Raw genomic sequence first — 18,466 nt, forward strand, 5'->3', positions numbered from 1 at the left:
GGTCGACCCATCCGATGCTGGCCTCCCACCCAGCCAGCATCTTGAATCACAGAATCAAAGCTTAGGGAATCCGGACCGATTCAAGCTGACGCTGAACCGCTCTAGCACAGACGGGACGCCGTCGAGAGGGCTCGCTGAGACGTCGCGCGATGGCTTGCGTCCCGCCCCGAAGCGAATGCTATGGAAAGCAAACGGCGTGCCCCCTCGCGTCGCGGCTGCACTTTCGCCCGGCCGGTTTGTCCGGCCGCGTCCAAGGATCGCCCCATGACCGCTTTTGCGCTCGGCCAGAGCCGCGTCGACCTCTCCAGCCTGATGCGCCTCGCGGCGCCGGGCGCGCAATTGTCGATGCCGGCGGCGACACGTGCCAGGCTCCAAGCCTCCCGCCGCGTCGTCGAGCGCTATGCCGAGGGCGACGAGCCGATCTACGGCCTCAACACCGGCCTCGGCGGCAATATCGGCTTTCGCCTGTCGCGAGAGGAGCTCGACGCCTTCCAGATCCAGATGGTGCGCGGGCGCTGCATCGGCATCGGCGCGCCGTTCGATCCGGCGACGGCGCGGCTGATGTTCCTCTGCCGGATCATCGGGCTGGCGGAAGGCGGCGCGGGCATCACGCCGGCGGTGCTGGACGCCATGGTCGCCCAGTACAATGCCGGGCTGACGCCGGTCGTCCCCGGCCGCGGCTCGATCGGCGCCGGCGATCTCGGCCTCTGTGCCCACATGGCCTCGGCCGTAATCGGCCTCGGCAGCTTCTTCGTCGGCGAGACCGTGGTGCCGGCGGCCGAGGCGCTGGCGGCCGCCGGCCTCCAGCCCGCCGTGCTCGGCCCGAAGGATGGCCTCGGCCTGCTCAACAGCAGCGCGCCGGCCAGCGGCTATGCCGCGAAAGTGCTGTCGGACCTTGCCGGCCTCCTCGTCCTCGCGACGGCCACGGCGGCCCTCTCCTTCGAGGGCTACGGCGCCAACATCGCCATCTTCGACGCCCGCCTGGCCGCCGCCCGGCCGGCGCGGGGGCAGGAACGGGCGGCGGCGCTGTTCCGCCAAATGCTCGGCGGCAGCGCGCTGGCCGAACCCGGTGCCGCCCGCTCGATCCAGGACGCGCTGAGCTTTCGGGTCCTGTCGCAGCTCATGGGCCCGATGCTGTCGAGCCTTGCCACGGCCGTCGGCGACGTCGAGACCGAGATCTTTGCTGCCTCCGACAACCCGCTGGTGCTCGCCGAAGACGGGCTGATCCTGTCGACGGCGAATTTCCACACGCCCGCGATCGCTTTGTCCTTCGACACCCTGGCCATTGCCGTGACGCACCTTTCCACGGCCGCGGCCTACCGCACGATCAAGATGATGAGCCCGACGCTGTCGGGCCTGCCGAAGTATCTGTCGCCGGTCGGCGGTGGTTCGGTCGGCCTCAACGCGCTGCAGAAGACCGTCGCGGGGCTGCATGCCGAGATCCGGCTGAAGGCGGCGCCGGCCAGCCTCGACGCGCTGGCGGTGTCCGACACGGTCGAGGACCATGCGCCGCAGACGCATCTCACCATCCGCAAGCTGGCCGAGCAGATGGACCTCTGGCGCATGCTGACCGCCATCGAGGCGCTGACGGCGGCGCAGGCCGTCGATCTGCGCGGCCGGCCGGTGCTCGCGCCGGCGACTCAGGTCCTGTTCGATGCCGTCCGGGCCGCCGTGCCGATGATGCAGGAGGATCGCGAGACCGGCTGGGACGCCGAAAAGGTGATCGAGCGTTTCGGGCGGCCCGATCTGGTCGCCGCGCTGTGCGCCGCGCTCCGCCCGTCGGCCGGCAGCGCTCTCGCCTGGCTGATCGGCGCCGGCGGAGCCTCGGAATAGCAGCCGAACGGCGAGGGGCGCGGCTGATGACCGTCCGGGATGTGCGCCCGGCGACGGCGGAAGCCAAACGGCCTGTGCGCTGCGGCAATTCGGAGGTTCCAACGCCCGCCGGCTTCCGCTAGCGTCCCGCGCGATCCAGGGAGAGAAGTGCGATGAGTTTCACCGATGTTTTCGCGCGCGTCGTCGCGCAGGTGGGCGCTGCCGCCATCGTCTTGCGGCGGCAGGACGGGCGCGGCGAGAAGCAGGCCGTGGGCACCCAGCCGGTCATTCCGAAAGCCAAGCCGCAAGGCAGCCTTCCGACGCTGAAGATGCCGACCGCCAAGGGCTGGACCGGCAACCATACACCGGTCGCCGCGCCGGGCCTGAAAGTGAACGCCTTCGCCCGGGACCTGAAGCATCCGCGCTGGATCCATACCCTGCCGACCGGCGAGGTGCTGGTCGCCGAGGCGATGGGCGAGGATGGCTCGGTGAAGACGATCTTCGACTTCGCCATGCAGGCGACGATGAAGCGCGCCGCTGCCATCGGCGTCAGCATGAACCGCATCACCCTCTTCAGCGACGACGACGGCGACGGCGTGGCGGAGGTACGCGGGACGTTTCTGGAGGGGCTGAACCGTCCCTTCGGCATGGCGCTGGTCGGCGAGACTTTTTACGTCGGCAACACCGACGGCGTCTTCGCCTTCCCCTATGCGCCCGGCGCCACGAGCATCACCGCGCCCGGACGCCGGCTGACCACGTTCAAGCCCGGCGGCCACTGGACGCGCAGCCTGCTCGCCAGCGCGGATGGCCAAAAACTCTATGCCGGCGTCGGGTCGCTCAGTAATATCGGCGACAGCGGCATGGAGGCCGAGGAGGGGCGGGCGGCGATCTATGAGCTGGACCTCGCCACCGGTTCCAGCCGCATCTTCGCCGGCGGCCTGCGCAACCCCGTCGGCCTTGCCATCGAGCCGTCGACCGGCTCGCTCTGGACGGTGGTGAACGAGCGCGACGGCATCGGCGACGAGACGCCGCCGGACTATCTGACCTCGGTGCGCGACGGCGGCTTCTATGGCTGGCCCTATTGCTACTGGGGTCAGACGGTGGACGACCGCGTCAAGCAGGATCCGGCGCTGGTCGCCACCGCGATCCGCCCGGACTATGCGCTCGGCGGCCACACCGCCTCGCTCGGCCTCTGCTGGCTGCCGGCCGGCACGCTGCCAGGCTTTCCCGAGGGCATGGTCATCGGCCAGCACGGCTCGTGGAACCGCTCGACGCTGTCGGGCTACAAGGTGGTCTTCGTGCCCTTCGAAAACGGCAAGCCTTCGGGCCCGCCGCGCGACATCCTCTCCGGCTTCCTCGCGCCCGACGAAAAGGTCTCCTACGGCCGTCCCGTCGGGGTGACGCTCGGGCCGGACGGCGCGCTGCTCGTCGCCGACGATGTCGGCGACGTCATCTGGCGGGTGACCGGCGCCTAAGGGCGCGGTCTGCCGCACATTGCCACCTCGCCCATCCAGAGGAATCCCATGCAGGTCTTCGACGGTCACAACGATGCGCTGCTGCGCCTCTACCAGGATTCCACGGGCAAGGCGTTCGACGCTTTCCTGAACGGGGGGTCGGACGCGCACATCGATCTGCCGAAAGCGCGGCAGGGCGGCCTCGTCGGCGGCCTGTTCGCGATCTTTCCGCCGTCGGTGCGCAGCGACGACCTGTCGGCGCGGATGGCACTGGCGGGCTACGACCTGCCACTGCCCGATCCGCTGGTCCACCCTTTCGGGCTGGACTCCACGATCGCCATGGCCTCGATCCTGTTCCGGCTGGAGGAGGCTTCCGCGGGACAGCTGACGGTCTGCCGCAGCGTCGCCGACATCGAGGCGGCGATCGCCCGGAAAAGCCTTGCCGCCGTCCTCCACATCGAGGGCGCCGAGGCGATCGACGCGGACCTGCAAATGCTCGACGTTCTCTATGCCGCGGGCCTGCGCTCGATCGGCATGGTGTGGAGCCGGCCGAACCACTTTGGCCATGGCGTGCCGATGCGCTTTCCCTCCAGCCCCGATACCGGGCCGGGCCTGACCGACGCCGGGCGGCGCCTCGTCGCGCGCTGCAACCAGCTCGGCGTCCTCCTCGACCTCTCGCATCTGAACGAAGCAGGATTCTGGGAGGTCGCCGAGCTCTCCGACGCGCCGCTGGTCGCCACGCACTCCAATGTTCACGCGCTGTCAGGCGTCAGCCGCAACCTGACGGACAGGCAGCTCAAGGCGGTGGCCGCGTCGAAGGGCGTCGTCGGCTTGAACTTCGCCACCGGCTTTCTGCGCGCGGATGGAAGGATGGATGCCGACACGCCGCTGGAGACGATGCGGGCACATCTCGATGCGATGCTGGACATCCTCGGCGAAGACGGCGTCGCGCTGGGCTCCGATTTCGACGGCGCGCTGATCCCGGCCGTCATCGGCTCGGCGGCGGGCCTGCCGCTTCTGTTCGAGCATCTCTCGCAGGCCGGCTACAGCGAGGCGCTCCTGGAAAAGATCGCCTGGCGCAACTGGCTGAAGGTCCTCGGGCGCACCTGGAAGGCGTGAGCCCACGGCCGGTCCGGGGAAGCCGCCCAAGCCGCCTCCTGCCGCCGGCAAGGCGCCACCCTACATGAAAACGGCCGCCCCTCAGAAAGGGGCGGCCGTTGGCATTTTCGACGAGTCAAATCGGAGCGGTGGCGAAAGCCTAGTTGCCTTCCAGCGAAATGCCGCTGTCGTCGATCTTGAGTTCCACGCCCTGCGGCTTGGTCTCCTCGCGATAGACATAGAAGCCGAGGCCGATGACGACGACCAGGAGGGCGCCGAGGAGAAGGTAGAGCGTGTTCTGTTTCATGCCGCCTCGTAGCGGCGCCGCCGGAACAAGTCCAGCGGCGTCGCTCCGTCAGCTATTAGTAGCGGCGACCGTCATTGTAGCCACGGCACTCGCGGGCACGCGGGTCGCGTCGGCAGAGCTCGGCCAGGCGGCCGTCGCGGCGGTCGTCGCGCTGGTAGCGGTCGTCGCGACGATCCGGACCGCGCCGGTCGACGTGAGGTCCGCGGCGGTCGTCGCGCCGATCGTATCGGTCCGTCCGGTCGACACGCTCGACCACGACAGGCCCGGGGGTGCGATAGCCGTCGCCGTAGCGGGGACCGCCGTCGACGCAACCTGTGAGGGTTGCGAGCCCGAGCGTCGCGGCGATGATGAGGGTGGATTTGACCGACATGATAATTCTCTCCAATGGTCGTCAGCACTTAGCGCCGAAACGGTGATCGGCAAGCATGCCGGCGACTTCAAGGGAAAGTCAGTCGGAATAGCGCTCCTCGTTCCAGGGATCACCACGATTGTGGTAGCCGCGCACCTCCCAGAATCCGGGCGCACCGGTGGTCCTGAATTCGATGCGCTTCAGCCATTTGGCGCTCTTCCAGAAGTAGAGATGCGGCACGACGACCCGCAGCGGCCCACCATGCTCGGCGGCGAGCGGCCGGCCCTCCCAGGCATGGGCGAGCATGGCGCCGGGAGCGGCGAAATCGGCAAGCGTGAGATTGGTGGTGTAGCCGTCGTCGCTGTGAAGGACGACGAAGGCCGCGCCGGATTTCGGCCGGACGATGTCGAGGAGATCCGTGATGGCGACGCCCGACCAGCGGTTGTCGTAGCGCGACCAGGTGGTGACGCAGTGGATGTCCGAGACGGCCTCCGTCTGCTTCAGCGCCATCACCTGCGAAAAGTCCCAGAGCGCCGGGGCGTCGACGGCGCCGTCGATGCGCAGTTTGAAGGTCGCGGGCGTCGTGTCCGGGCGCAGGCCGAGGTCGAGGATCGGCCAGTTCTGAACCAGGTGCTGGCCGGGCGGCAGGCGATCGGCCTCCGGTCCTGACGAGCGCCCGGTCAGGAATTTTCCCTGTTCGGCCCATTCCTGCTTGGTGCGGGTCAGCTTGCTGTCGGGATGTTCCGGCTCGTCGGCCATGTGCTCTCCTCTGGGGTCAAGATCACCCTTCAGCGACGCAGATGGGGCGGCCGGCGGGCGGCGGCAACGGCGGGGCGCGCCGCGGTCAGGACCCCGCCTGCGACAGCAGCAGCTCCCGCGCGCCCGACTTGCCGGGGACGAGGTTCACGACGCTGTAGCCGCGTGCCTCGAGCTCGTCGAGAAAACCGGGCAGCATGGCGACGGTGCGGGAATGGATGTCGTGGAAGAGGATGATGCCCGAGCCGCGGGCGTCGAGCCGTTCCAGGCCGCGCTTCTTCAAGTCGTCGGGCGAGGAGACGAAGTAGTCCTTGGAATCGACGTCGACGTCGATGACGACGGTGCCGCGGGCGGCGAGCGTGCGGCGCAGGGCCGGCGTGTCGGCGAGATAGGGAAAGCGGAAGAACGGCGCCGGCCGCGCCTGCATCGGCACGAGGGCGGCGGCGACGCTCTGGCGGCCCTTGTCGATGTCGGCCAGCGCGGTCTCCAGGCCGACCGTGGTGAGATTGGCATGATCCTGCGTATGCGTTCCGATCGTATGGCCGCGGGCGGCGACCTGTCGGACGATGGCCGGGTAGGCGCTCGCCATCCGGCCGACCATCAGGAAGGTCGCCTTGACCCCCTTGGCATCCAGTGCGTCGAGAACTTTCGGCGTCTTGCCGGGCATGGGGCCGTCGTCGAAGGTGAGCACCACCTCGTGGTCCTCGAGGACGATGTCGTGAATGGAGTCGACGACGATGGTGCGGCCGGTCAGGCGGCTGCGACGGTCACCGAGATAGGGCCCTGCGATCGGCAGGCCCCGGTGCAACGGCCCCATCTCGGCGAAGGAGAGGACCGGCGTCGCCGACGGGGTGACGGTCTTCGGCGGCGTGGCGCATCCGGCCAGCGACAACAGGAGTGCCGCGAGGCTGGCAACCGTTAAATAAGCTTTCATCGGAACTCTCTGGCGTTGCCTGACCCGCCAGAGATATTGCAGACGTGGTTAACGAATTGGCCTGATCGGCCGAGGGGTCGCGGGCTTTCGTCCTGCCGCTCCGGACCTGCCGCGCCATGGCGCCCCGGCGATCCAGCCGGCTGGCGGCGTTAGTCCGCGCGGGGATGGGCCAGGAAGAACCGCAGCATCTCGCGGCTGGCATCCGGGCCATTCGGCTCGGTGTAGGAGCCGTCGGCACTCCCGCCCGACCAGGCATGGGCCAGGCCATGCACCTGCCAATGTTCCAGGACGGGCCGCCCGTGCGGGTCGTTGTGGACGGTGCAGGTGTAGTCCATGCCGCCGGGCGACCGCGCGTGCGTCTCGCGCTGCGCGGTCGTGCCGCCCGGTGCCGACTGGGCGATGACGTGGTCGCCGTTCACGGGGTGGACCGTCGCGTCGCTGTCGCCGTGGAAGACGATGGTCGGCACCACCCGCCGGTCGCGGGCTGGCGCCGCGCCCCGGCCGCCCTTCTTCATCGCGGCAAAGGCCGACGGCATGTCGCGGGCGGCGCCGCAGGCCAGGCCGGAATGCACGCCCACCGCGGCGAACAGGTCGGGATGGGTGCTCGCCATGATAGCCGCCGCCGCGCCGCCCGCGGAAAGGCCGGCGACATAGACCCGGGCAGGGTCGACCGCCCCTTCCGCGATGATCGCCTGGGCGATGCCGGCGATGAGGGCCGGCTCACCCGTCTCCCGCTGCTGGTCGGCGACGTTGAACCAGTTCCAGCATTTCTGCGCATTGGCGGCGCGCGACTGGGCCGGATAGGCCACCAGAACACCTTCCTTTTCCGCCAGTTCGTTCATCCGCGTGCCGGCGGCGAAATCGTCGGGAGACTGGGTGCAGCCGTGCAGCATCACGACCAGCGGCCGCGGTCCGGGGGGCAGGGTCGCCGGGATGTAGAGTTTGTACTCGCGCGAGCCGCCAGCGCCGGCGAAGGAACGCGTCTCGAACCGTCCGGGCGCGGCAGCCGACGGGGTCGGGGCGCTGGACGGGCGCTTCGTCCGCCCGGCCGGCTCCAACCCCTTCTCGAAGCCTTTCGCCATGGTCTGTGCCATGCGGGCGAGGCCGGAAAGGCGGCCGGCAAAGGGGGACGATGCGGGGGATGGGGGCCTCGCAGTGCCGGCGGGCTCGCCTCTGAGGATGGCCATCGCCTCGGCGAGGCGTCCCTCGCGGGTCAGGCGGCTCGCTTCCTTCATGTCGGTTCTGGACGGGAAATTCATGGTGTCATCCTGTGCGGGAAAAGGGGCATGCAGGCTGTCAGCTGAGGCGGTCGCCGAGCGCCGCCTTGACGGCCGGGCTCGCCTGAAGGGCGCCGAGGACCTCGATCGAGGCGATGGTCGCGCGCGCGAGGTCGGCCGTCACGTCCGGAGCGATCACGGCGAGGCCGAGGACGCGGATGGCCAGGGTCTGGCCGGCCTCGCGCAGGGCTTCCAGTTCGTGCCGGCCGATGTGCTGGAGACCGAGGTCGAGCCGGCGCCGCGCCACGGTCTGGCGGACCGTGTCGCCATGCCGGTCGAGCTGGTTGCGAATGGCGGTCCGGATGAAGTCCGAGCGGTTGGAATAAAAGCCTTCGGCGACCAAGAGGTCGACATGGCCGAGGTCGACGAAGCCGAGATTGAGCGTGATCTTCTCGCTGTCTGCCGCCTTCGTCCGAAGCGTCGTCTGCATCGATTCCATCCTTACACCATCCGTGTGGATGTCATATGGATGGTAGATGCTGCGGCGCAAGAGGCAGGAGGGTGTATCGCACACGCTCGCCGGTTCTGCCGGCCGGGCACCCATGCGCTGCGCGCCCCGGCCGGACGGCGGTCACAGCCGGGCAGCTCGGCTCGGCAGTCGCGCTCGGGGCCATGGTATCCCGCTTCGGACGGGTCTAGTGTGGAGAGCCGCCTTTGTGCGCGGCGGCCGGCCGGGGCTTCGGCTCACGGGCTCGGCACCCTGCCGCGAAAGGCGCGAATGAACAGCATCGGCAAGGTGGCCGCGAGACGGGCGGCCGCAGGGATGGCCTTCGGTGCGATCGGTTTCGGACTGTTTCTCGGCGCGGCTGCCGCACGCGAGCCGGTCGGCTTCGACAGCGCGGGCGCGTTGCCGGGGACAATCGTCATCCGCACGACGGAGCGTCGGCTGTATCTGGTGCTCGGCGAGGGGAGGGCGCTCAGCTATCCCGTGGGGGTCGGGCGGGCCGACCGGCAGTGGACCGGTCTCTCTGCCATCACCGGAAAATACGTGCGGCCGAACTGGGCGCCGCCGGCCGCGGTCAAGCGGGACAGGCCGAGCCTTCCGGACATGATCCCCGGCGGGGCGCCCAATAACCCGATGGGCGTCGCGGCGATGACGCTGGCGGGAGGCGAATACGCCATCCATGGCACCAATTCCCCGAAGTCGATCGGCGGTTTCGTTTCCTACGGCTGCATCAGGATGTTCAACGAGGACATCATCCATCTCTACGACCGCGTGCGGGTGGGGACGCCGGTCCTCGTCACGCGATAGCGCCGTCGCCGTTCCGGGCAGGGCTGCCCGGCCATATCCGCTCATCCTTGCGTGTCGCCGAAGCGAGGCATCCTGCCTGACCGCCTCGGCCGGGGCTACAGCACCGTCATGAGGAGCGCGGGATAGATTTCCAGCGACGTGCCATAGCGGATGAAGCCGTGGCGGCGGAACTTGTTCATGAAAAAGCTGACCCGGGAGCGCGTCGTGCCGATCATTTCGGCCAGCGTTTCCTGGCTGATCCTGGCGGTGATGGGCACCGGGCCCTCTTCGTTGGCGGCATTGGCCAGCAGCAGCAATGCGCGGGCGAGACGCTTCTCGCTCGGATTGAACAGATGATCGATCAGGTCTTCCTCGCTGCGGATGGCGCGCCTCAGCATGTGGGCCAGGAAGATGTCGGAAAAGCCGGGTTCCGTGGCCAGAAGCTGCGCAAAGGCGGACCGTTCGACCGAGACCAGTTCGCAATCGGTCATGGCGGTGGCAGAGGTGGCGCGAAAGCCCTGACCCACCAGGCAGGCCTCTCCGAAAAAACCGCCGGCGACGATCACCGCGACCACGGCATCCCTTCCCTCCGCGGATGCGGCGACGATCTTCACATGGCCGCGGGTCACGTAAAAGACCGCGTCCGCGGTGTCGCCCTGTTTGAAGATGGAGGCGTTTTTCCGGTAGGCGGCGGCCATACGGCTCTTCATGGGATCGCCCGACGATGGCTTCACGCCTGACGCTCTCCCAACCATGTCCGGTCTCACAGTATCAGTCTAATCGGTCTCTGACGGCTGAAACTTTTTTTCTACAGTGATCAATTTGGATCATATCCCTTGAAGAAAATATAATAAACGAACCGGGATACAATGAATCGAGGAAGTTATGAGCGCTTTTCTTTTTTCCCAAAAAATCATTTTCTCTACCTTAGCAATGGTCGTTGCTTCCGGCGGGGCCGCGCTCGGCGAGGATCTCAAGAGTTTTGCGATCCTCGCCGGATCGACGGTGACCAACACGGGCCCCAGCGTGATCAACGGCAATATCGGTCTCAGTCCGGGAACGGCGGTGGTCGGTTTCTTCTCCCCCGGGATCGTCACGGCGCCCTACACCATCCACGCCAATGACGGCGTCGCCATCCAGGCCCAGATCGATTTGACGAGCCAATACAACGCGCTCGCCAATCGTCCGGCGACCGTCAACCTGACCGGCCAGGATCTCGCGGGCCTGACCCTGGCGCCCGGCGTCTACAATTACGACACCGCTGCCCAGCTCTCCGGGACGCTGACGCTCGACGCGCAGAACAATCCCAACGCGGTCTTCGTCGTCAACATCGGCAGCACGCTGATCACCGGCAGCGCCTCAGCCGTGGCGCTCGTCAACGGCGCCCAGGGCGCCAATGTCTACTTCGTCGTCGGCAGTTCGGCGACGCTGGGAACGGCGACGACGCTGGCCGGCAATATTCTGGCTCTGACCAGCATCACCTTGAACACCGGTGCCACCATCAACTGCGGTGCCGCGCTGGCGCGCAACGGGGCGGTCACCCTGGACACCAATACGATTTCCGTCTGCACCGTGGCGACCACGCCGATCTCGGCCATCGTGGCGCCGGTCGGGACCGTTCCCGGCACGCCTGTGACGGGCGGCACGCCTGTGACAGGGGGCACACCGGTGACGGGCGGCACGCCGGTGACGGGCGGCACGCCGGTGACAGGGGGCACGCCTGTGACAGGGGGCACGCCTGGACCAGCCGTGACCGTGACCCGACCCGCGACGAGCAACGAACTCGCCGTCGCCGGCGGCATCGACGCCGCCGTCGTGGCCGGCAGCCGCGCACCGCTCGTCTTCGGCCTGCTGACCGCCTCGCAGGTGCTCGATGTCCTGAGCCAGTTGACCGGCGAGGTCGGCACCGCAGTCGGACCGGCCGGCCGCCAGGCGATGTCGGGCTTTCTGAACGAGGTCTTCAACCGGGTGAGCGGCGACCAGGGACCGTTTGCGGACAATCGCGGACCGGTCGCGCCCGTGCCGAACGACCAGATGATTCCCGCCAGCGAGCGTTTCGGCGCCGATCGGCCGGCCGGCCCGAGCGCGACGATCAGAGCCCTCGGCTACGGTCCAGAAGACGCCGCGCCGCTGCGGGCCATGGCCAGCATGGGGCCGAGCGAGGCGATGCCGTCGATCGTCCAGCCCGTCGACCGCCCGTGGAATGCCTGGGTCTCGGGCTATGGTTCGCAGACTCGGACCGACGGGAACAGTCGTATCGGCGCCAATGATCGCCAAGTCGATACGGCCGGCTTTGCCGGCGGCGTCGACTATCTCGTCGATCCGGACCTGATGATCGGCGTCGCCCTCGGTGCCGGCCAAGCCAATTTCGGCCTTGCGGGCGGCAACGGCTATGGCAGCATCGATACGGTGCAGGCATCGGTCTACGGCCGGGCGAACTTCGATGCGGCCTATGTCGCGGCGGTCGTCGGCGTTGGCTATGGCGACGTGTCGACCGACCGCAGCCTGACGATCGGCACCACGGACCGCTACACGGCCGACTTCTCGACCTATGACATCGCCGGACAGATCGAGGCCGGCTATCGCATCGACGTGCCCGACCTTCTTCCTTTGCCCGGCGCCGGCTGGGTGACGCCCTATGCCTCGCTGCAGGTGCAGACCTTCTTCATTCCCTCCTACAGCGAAGACTCCGCTCCCGCGGCCGCGCTGTTTGCCCTGGACTACGACTCGAGCACGACGACCTCGACCCGGACGGAGCTCGGCGCACGGTTCGGCCGCAGCATCCCGCTCGACAGCGACGCCGTCCTGACCTTGCGCAGCCGTCTGGCCTGGGCCCATGACGAGGGCAACGATGCCACCGCGGATGTCAGCTTCCGAACGCTGCCGGGATCGAATTTCCGGGTCGATGGTACCGATGCGAATGGCGACTACCTCCTCGCCTCGGCCGGCGCCGAGGTGCGTTTCGCCAGCGGCTTTGCCGTCGGCGGCTTCTTCGACAGCGCGATTTCGCAGAACTCCCAGACCTTTTCCGGAACAGGGCGCCTGAGTTTCGCCTGGTAGGATCAATCTGCCGACTGGCGAGGAGGCGTTCCCAGCGACGCCTCCGCACCACAGCCGACGCCGCGCCGTCGCGGGGAGGAGGGTTCCGGTCGTCGGACCCGCCTTGCTCCGGGCGCGTCGGCGGCCCGTTAGCGGGGCCGGCCAACGCCGGTTATGGGCGAGCCGGATCGCCATTTCGGGCTGTCGACAGGCAAGTTTGCCGGCCCGCCCTGTTCCGCTGCCGACGCCGCCGGTCTATCACCGCTCCATTCGGGGCGGCCGGGCCGGGCTCGCGCCTCACTCGGGGGAGGGCAGTGATGATCGACGATACCAAGCTTCAGGCCACCGATGCGCCGCCCGGCGCGCTGTCGGGCCTGCGCGTTCTCGACATGTCGCGGGTTCTGGCCGGGCCCTGGGTCGGGCAGACGCTCGGCGATCTCGGTGCCGAGGTGGTCAAGGTTGAGCGCCCCGAAGCTGGCGACGACACGCGCGGCTGGGGACCGCCCTATCTGCGCGATGCCGAGGGCCGCGAGACCGACGTCGCCGCCTATTTCCTCTGCGCCAACCGCAACAAGAAGTCGGTGACGATCGACATCGCCCGGCCGGAGGGCCAGGCGCTGATCCGCCGCCTCGCCGCCATGTCGGACATCCTCATCGAAAACTACAAGGTCGGTGGCCTCCAGAAGTACGGCCTCGACTATGCGAGCCTGAGTGCGCTGAACCCGCGGCTGATCTACTGTTCGATCACCGGCTTCGGCCAGACCGGCCCCTATGCCGGGCGGGCGGGCTACGATTTCCTGATCCAGGCGATGGGCGGCCTGATGAGCATTACCGGCGCGCCGGACGGCGCCCCCGGCGGCGGGCCGCAGAAGGTCGGCGTCGCCATCACCGACGTCGTCACCGGCCTCTATGCGACGATCGGCATCCTCGCCGCGGTCAATGCCCGGCACGCCACCGGGAAGGGGCAGCATCTCGACATCGCGCTTCTCGATGCGCAGGTGGCGAGCCTCGCCAACCAGACCTCGAGCTATCTGGCGGGCGGCGTCACGCCCGGGCGGCTCGGCAACGCCCATCCCAGCATCGTGCCCTATCAGAGTTTTGCCACGCAGGATGGCGCGATGATCGTCGCCGTCGGCAATGACGGGCAGTTCGCCCGGCTCGCCGAGGCTTTCGGCCATCCCGAGTGGAGCCTCGACAAGCGCTTCGCGACCAACCGCGCACGAGTGGAAAACCGGGCCGTGCTCGTGCCGCTGCTCGAGGCGGTGACGGTCTTGCGCGAGACGGGCGCCTGGGTCGCGGCGCTGGAGGCGGTGGGCGTGCCCTGCGGCCCGGTCAACACGATCGCCGAGGTGTTCGCCGATCCGCAGGTTCAGGCGCGCGGCCTCAAGGTGGAGGTCCCGCATCCGGACGCCGGGACGGTGTCGCTCGTCGCCAGTCCCTTGCGCCTTTCCGCGACGCCGGTTCGCTACGACCACGCGCCGCCGGCGCTCGGTGCCGACACCGGTGGCGTTCTGGAGGGCTGGCTGGGCCTCAGTGAAGCGGAGATCGCCGAGCTCAGGGACGCGAAGATCGTCTGACGACGCGCCAAAAGGGTCGCGCGGCGCGGCGTGTCGGCCTGCCGGGCAACAGGCGGCGGGCCTGAAAATCAAGCGAAGGTAATGATCATCTAACCATAGCGTGCATTTCGGGCTCCGCGATGCCTCAACGTCAGCTGGATTCACCGGGACGAAAGACCCTTTCGTCTACGGTGCGACCATGGAGCCGGGTCTGCCTCGGCTTGCGGCGCAGGAGCAGTCCGATGGACGTGCGGGTGGAGAACCATCGACCTCTCTATGTCGATCTCGATGGGACCCTGATCAAGACCGATCTTCTTTGGGAGTCGCTGTTCCTGCTGGCACGCCAGGCGCCCGGCGCGCTGTGGCGGGTGCCGTTCTGGCTCGCGCGCGGCAAGGCCTGCCTGAAGGCCGAAATCGCCAAGCGGATCGTCCTCGACGCTTCTTTGCTGCCCTATCGCGAAGGCGTCGTCGAGCAGATGCAGGCCGCCAGCGCTGCCGGGCGTCGCGTCGTCCTGGCGACGGCCGCCAATGAACGCCTGGCCGGCGCGATCGCCGATCATCTCGGCGTCTTCGACGCGGTGATGGCCAGCGACGACACCGTCAATCTCTCCGCCGAGCGCAAGCTGGAGCGGATCGTCGCCGAGGAGGACGTCGGCGGCTTCGACTACATCGGCAATTCCCGCCACGATGTGTGCCTGTTCGACGCCGCCGCCGAGGCGACCGTGGTGGCGCCCGACCGAGCCGCCGCACAATGGGGCCGGGCCGCGGGCGCCACGACGATCGACGCGGGCGGCCGCGATCTCGTCCGCAACTGTCTGAAGGCGATGCGCCCGCACCAGTGGACGAAGAACGTTCTGGTCGTGGTGCCGCTCGTCCTGTCGCACGAGTATTTCGAGATGCAGCGGCTGGTCGCCGCGATCATCGCCTTCCTCTGCTTCTCCTTCGCGGCTTCCTCCGTCTACATCTTCAACGACCTCCTGGATCTCGCCTCGGACCGCCGTCACCGGACCAAGCGGCTGAGGCCCTTCGCCTGCGGCTCGGTGCCGATCCCGGTGGGCCTGGCGCTCGCCGGCGGGCTGCTCCTAGTCGCCACACTCCTGTCCTTCACCCTCGATCCGCTGTTCCAGCTCGTGCTGTTCGGCTACTTCCTCATGACGACGCTCTATTCCTTCTCGCTGAAGCGCATGCTGCTCCTCGACGTTCTGACGCTGGCGGCTCTCTATACGGTGCGCATCATCGCCGGATCGGTGGCGGCCGACATCGAGGCGTCGTTCTGGCTGATGGCGTTTTCGATCTTCTTCTTTCTGTCGCTGGCGCTGGTCAAGCGCTTCACCGAGTTGCTGGAATTCGGCGCCGGGGCGGACCGGGCGACGACCGGACGCGGCTATCGCGACGTCGATCTCGACACGCTGGGTCAGGCCGGCATGAGCGCGGGCTTCGCCGCCGTCCTGGTGCTGGCGCTCTACATCGACTCGGTGGAGATCCGGGACCTCTACGACCTGCCGTGGATGCTGTGGCCGCTCTGCCCGCTGGTGCTCTACATCATCGTCCGTATCTGGATCCTCGCCCGTCGCAACGAGATGCACGAGGATCCCGTGGTGTTCATCCTGCGCGACTGGCGCAGCCAGATCATGATCGCAGCCGGCGCTCTCATGTTCATCGCGGCGGCCTATGTCTGAGCGCGGCCTGTCGAGTTGGGGGCGGACCTTTCCCGATCGCGGCCGGCGCGCGGTGCCGGCGTCCCGCTTCGATTGGTCTGAAAAGACCGCGACTGACGCCTTCCTGCCCTATGGCAACGGCCGGTCCTATGGCGACAGCTGTCTCAACCACGCGGGAACGCTGATCGACAGCCGCCGTGCCGACGCTGTTCTGGCGTTCGACGCCAAGACGGGGCTCCTCACCGCCGAGGCCGGCATCCTGCTCTCGGCGATCACGCGCCTCGTTGCGCCGCAGGGCTGGTTCCTGCCGGTCACGCCCGGCACGCAGTTCGTCACGCTCGGCGGGGCGATCGCCAACGACGTGCACGGCAAGAACCATCACCGCCGCGGGAGCTTTGGCTGCTGGGTGCGGAGCGTCGATCTGGAACGCTCGGACCGCGGCGTGAGTCTCTGCACGCCCTCGCAGAATGCCGAGCTCTTCAAGGCCACGATCGGCGGCATGGGTCTCACCGGCCTCGTGCGCAGCGCCACGATCCAGCTCCTGAAGGTGCCGTCGCTGACCATCGACGAGACGACGACCCGCTTCGACCGGCTGGCCGACTATTTCGACCTCGCCGAGGAAGCCGACGAGCGGCACGAATATGCCGTCGCCTGGATCGACTCGCTGAGCCGCGGGACCTCGTTCGGCCGCGGCCATCTGATTGCCGGCGATCATGCGGCCACGGGCGACAGCGAGGGCATCGCGCGGCCGCCGCTGCTGCGCGTGCCGTTCACGCCGCCGGTCAGTCCGCTCCGCGGCTGGCCGCTGCGCGCCTTCAACGAGGCCTATTTTCACAAGGCACCTTCGGGGACAAGCCGGCGGCAGGTCGGCTTCGACGGCTTCTTCTATCCGCTCGACCGGATCGGCCAGTGGAACCGGCTCTATGGCCCGAAAGGGCTGCACCAGCACCAGAGCCTCGTTCCCTTCGCCGATGCCAAGGCGGTCATCGGCGAACTGCTCGCCTGCGCCGGGGCACACGGGCAGGGGTCCTTCCTGACGGTGCTGAAGCGCTTCGGTGCGGTGGAAAGCCCCGGTCTGCTGTCCTTCCCGCGCCCCGGCTACACGCTCACCCTCGACTTTCCGCATCGGGGCAAGAAAACACTCGAGATGCTGGCGGCGCTCGATGCGATCACGCTCGCCGCCGGCGGCCGGATCAATCCCTACAAGGACTCGCGCATGACGGCCGAAACCTTCGCGGCGGGCTTTCCTGGCTGGCGGGCGCTGGAAAGGCTGCGCGATCCGGCGATCCTGTCCGACTTCTGGCGCCGGACCGCGCTCGTTCTGCCGCCCGAAGCCGTGGCCGCGTGGCCGGCAGACGATGGGTTCCGCAAGGGCCGATCGAGCCTGCCGGCCTGATAAACACCGTTTACCTTGAATCGCCAAAGCGGGTTCACAGGCCCGTGATATCCCGGCCGATTAACAAATTTCGACGCTTGATCTGCTATTTCCACCGGATCAATGCTCCCATCGACGAGAAGTGGACGCATGGCCAAATATATCCCGTTCATTCTGTTTACGGTGCTGACCAATGCAGCGGCCCAGTTGCTGCTGAAGCACGGCATGATGCAGCTCGGCGAGCTCGGCGTCGCGGGAACCCACCCGATCCTCCGGCTGCTGCAGATCGTCTTCAGCCCCTTCGTGTTCCTCGGGCTGTGCACCTTCGTCATCTCGATGGCGTCGCATCTGTTCGTCCTGTCGAAGGTCGAGCTCTCCTACGCCTATCCGTTCCTGTCGCTGGCCTATGTCGTGGTCGCGGTCGCGGCGTATTTCCTCTTCCGCGAGGATCTCAACGCCTACCGCGTCGGCGGCATCGCGCTGATCTGCATCGGCACCGTGTTCATCGCCCAGGGCGGTTCGCACCTGGCCGACGAGAGCGCCGCCGTTTCCCCACCCCCTGCCGAGGTTTCCCGATGAAACATGTCCTGTTCGGTGGCGACGGTTTCGTCGGCCGCCATCTCGCCGCCGCCCTGGTCGCCGAGGGTGAAGAGGTCGTCGTCGCCGATATCGCCAAGAGCGACCTGCCGCATTACGGCGCCGCCCGGCACATGGCGATCGACGTGACCGACGCGGCCGCCGTGCGCTCCGTGCCGATCGCGGCGGGCGACCAAGTCTACAACCTGTCGGCCAAGATGCTGTCGCCGATCATGCCGCGGGCGAAGCGCCACGAGTTCTTCTTTCCGGTGAATTATTTCGGCACCCGCAACATCATCGAGGCGATGGATGCCGCCGGCGCCGACCGGCTCGTCCACTTCACCACCGACATGATCTACGGCCACACCAAGGTCTTCCCGATGACCGAGGAGCACCCGGTGGCGCCGCTCGGCGAATACGGATTGTCGAAGTGGAAGACCGAGGAACTGGCCGCCGACTGGCGCCAGCGCGGCATGGCCATCACGCTGTTCCGGCCGCGCCTCATCATCGGGCCCGGCCGGCTCGGCATTTTGGAAAAACTGTTCAAGCTAATCGACGCCAACCTGCCGGTGCCGATGATCGGGTCGGGCAAGAATCCCTACCAGTTCATCTCGGTCTTCGACTGCGCCGAAGCCGCCCGCCTCGCCTGGAAGGCCGGCACGCCCAATGAGGCCTACAATCTCGGCTCGCTGAACCCGCCGCCGGTGCGCAAGCTCCTCGGCGACCTCGTCAAGCATGCCGGCTCGAAATCCATCCTGCTGCCGACGCCGGCCTGGGCGGTCAAGCGCACGCTCGACTTCCTCGACCTTCTCAACATGCCGCTGATGGACCCCGAACAGTATCTGATCGCCGACGAGAACTGCGTCCTCGACGTCGGCAAGGGCGAGCGCCAGCTCGGCTGGGTGCCAAAGTACCGCGACGAGGACATGCTGATCGCCGCCTATCGCGAATACCGCGCCACGAAGGACGGTGCCCCCGCCTTCGCCGAAGCCGCCGAATGAGGAGAGAGACCATGCTGGATCGTCCGTCCGTCACAGCGCCCGC

General features: G+C 67.9%; 17 protein-coding genes. 10 read left to right on the top strand and 7 right to left on the bottom strand.

Features of this window, described 5'->3' with window-relative positions:
• The first annotated feature begins 264 nt into the window (after positions 1-264).
• The 3 genes from IEX88_RS09350 (at position 265) to IEX88_RS09360 (ending at position 4,385) form a co-directional block, all read left to right on the top strand.
• Entirely contained in the window at positions 265-1,833 is a 1,569-nt protein-coding gene (locus IEX88_RS09350; protein WP_188850354.1) for an HAL/PAL/TAL family ammonia-lyase, read from the top strand.
• 152 nt (positions 1,834-1,985) lie between these two features.
• A complete protein-coding gene (locus IEX88_RS09355; RefSeq protein WP_188850355.1) occupies positions 1,986-3,287 on the top strand; it encodes a PQQ-dependent sugar dehydrogenase in 1,302 nt (433 codons plus the stop codon).
• A 48-nt stretch (positions 3,288-3,335) separates the two neighbouring features.
• Positions 3,336-4,385, top strand: a complete 1,050-nt coding sequence (locus IEX88_RS09360) for a dipeptidase (protein WP_188850356.1) — start codon at positions 3,336-3,338, stop codon at positions 4,383-4,385.
• A gap of 139 nt (positions 4,386-4,524) precedes the next feature.
• Here the strand turns inward: IEX88_RS09360 and IEX88_RS09365 are convergent, their stop codons facing one another.
• The 6 genes from IEX88_RS09365 to IEX88_RS09390 all read right to left on the bottom strand — a co-directional run bounded on the left by IEX88_RS09365 (position 4,525) and on the right by IEX88_RS09390 (position 8,417).
• A complete protein-coding gene (locus tag IEX88_RS09365; RefSeq protein WP_188850357.1) occupies positions 4,525-4,671 on the bottom strand; it encodes a hypothetical protein in 147 nt (48 codons plus the stop codon).
• A gap of 55 nt (positions 4,672-4,726) precedes the next feature.
• A complete protein-coding gene (locus tag IEX88_RS09370; protein WP_188850795.1) occupies positions 4,727-5,041 on the bottom strand; it encodes a hypothetical protein in 315 nt (104 codons plus the stop codon).
• A 78-nt stretch (positions 5,042-5,119) separates the two neighbouring features.
• On the bottom strand, positions 5,120-5,779 hold the full coding sequence (locus IEX88_RS09375; RefSeq protein WP_188850358.1) for a sulfite oxidase-like oxidoreductase: 660 nt from the start codon (positions 5,777-5,779) through the stop codon (positions 5,120-5,122).
• Between the two features lie 85 nt (positions 5,780-5,864).
• Entirely contained in the window at positions 5,865-6,710 is an 846-nt protein-coding gene (locus IEX88_RS09380; protein ID WP_188850359.1) for a polysaccharide deacetylase family protein, read from the bottom strand.
• A 149-nt stretch (positions 6,711-6,859) separates the two neighbouring features.
• On the bottom strand, positions 6,860-7,969 hold the full coding sequence (locus IEX88_RS09385) for an extracellular catalytic domain type 1 short-chain-length polyhydroxyalkanoate depolymerase (protein ID WP_188850360.1): 1,110 nt from the start codon (positions 7,967-7,969) through the stop codon (positions 6,860-6,862).
• Positions 7,970-8,006: 37 nt separating this feature from the next.
• Entirely contained in the window at positions 8,007-8,417 is a 411-nt protein-coding gene (locus IEX88_RS09390; RefSeq protein WP_244640012.1) for a ribbon-helix-helix domain-containing protein, read from the bottom strand.
• 288 nt (positions 8,418-8,705) lie between these two features.
• Here IEX88_RS09390 and IEX88_RS09395 point away from each other — a divergent pair, with 288 nt between their 5' ends.
• Positions 8,706-9,239, top strand: a complete 534-nt coding sequence (locus IEX88_RS09395) for a L,D-transpeptidase (RefSeq protein WP_244640013.1) — start codon at positions 8,706-8,708, stop codon at positions 9,237-9,239.
• Positions 9,240-9,334: 95 nt separating this feature from the next.
• Here IEX88_RS09395 and IEX88_RS09400 read toward each other — a convergent pair whose 3' ends face one another.
• Complete coding sequence (locus tag IEX88_RS09400; RefSeq protein ID WP_188850362.1) at positions 9,335-9,928, bottom strand: Crp/Fnr family transcriptional regulator; 594 nt, start codon at positions 9,926-9,928, stop codon at positions 9,335-9,337.
• 223 nt (positions 9,929-10,151) lie between these two features.
• Between IEX88_RS09400 and IEX88_RS09405 the strand changes: the two genes are divergently transcribed.
• The 6 genes from IEX88_RS09405 (at position 10,152) to IEX88_RS09430 (ending at position 18,423) form a co-directional block, all read left to right on the top strand.
• Entirely contained in the window at positions 10,152-12,278 is a 2,127-nt protein-coding gene (locus IEX88_RS09405) for an ice-binding family protein (RefSeq protein ID WP_188850363.1), read from the top strand.
• A gap of 296 nt (positions 12,279-12,574) precedes the next feature.
• Positions 12,575-13,834 carry a CaiB/BaiF CoA transferase family protein gene (locus IEX88_RS09410; RefSeq protein ID WP_188850364.1) on the top strand — a complete coding sequence of 420 codons (1,260 nt, stop codon included), beginning with the start codon at positions 12,575-12,577 and terminating at the stop codon, positions 13,832-13,834.
• 221 nt (positions 13,835-14,055) lie between these two features.
• Positions 14,056-15,492, top strand: coding sequence for a UbiA family prenyltransferase (locus IEX88_RS09415; protein WP_188850365.1), 1,437 nt, complete (start codon positions 14,056-14,058; stop codon positions 15,490-15,492).
• On the top strand, positions 15,485-16,867 hold the full coding sequence (locus IEX88_RS09420) for an FAD-binding oxidoreductase (RefSeq protein WP_188850366.1): 1,383 nt from the start codon (positions 15,485-15,487) through the stop codon (positions 16,865-16,867). The genes IEX88_RS09415 and IEX88_RS09420 overlap by 8 nt, the downstream gene beginning before the upstream one ends.
• A 129-nt stretch (positions 16,868-16,996) precedes the next feature.
• Entirely contained in the window at positions 16,997-17,425 is a 429-nt protein-coding gene (locus IEX88_RS09425) for an EamA family transporter (RefSeq protein WP_188850367.1), read from the top strand.
• Complete coding sequence (locus IEX88_RS09430; RefSeq protein WP_188850368.1) at positions 17,422-18,423, top strand: NAD-dependent epimerase/dehydratase family protein; 1,002 nt, start codon at positions 17,422-17,424, stop codon at positions 18,421-18,423. Before IEX88_RS09425 ends, IEX88_RS09430 begins: the two co-directional genes overlap by 4 nt.
• Positions 18,424-18,466 lie beyond the last annotated feature (43 nt).

It is taken from the genome of Aureimonas glaciei (assembly GCF_014643375.1).
Lineage (GTDB): Bacteria > Pseudomonadota > Alphaproteobacteria > Rhizobiales > Rhizobiaceae > Plantimonas > Plantimonas glaciei.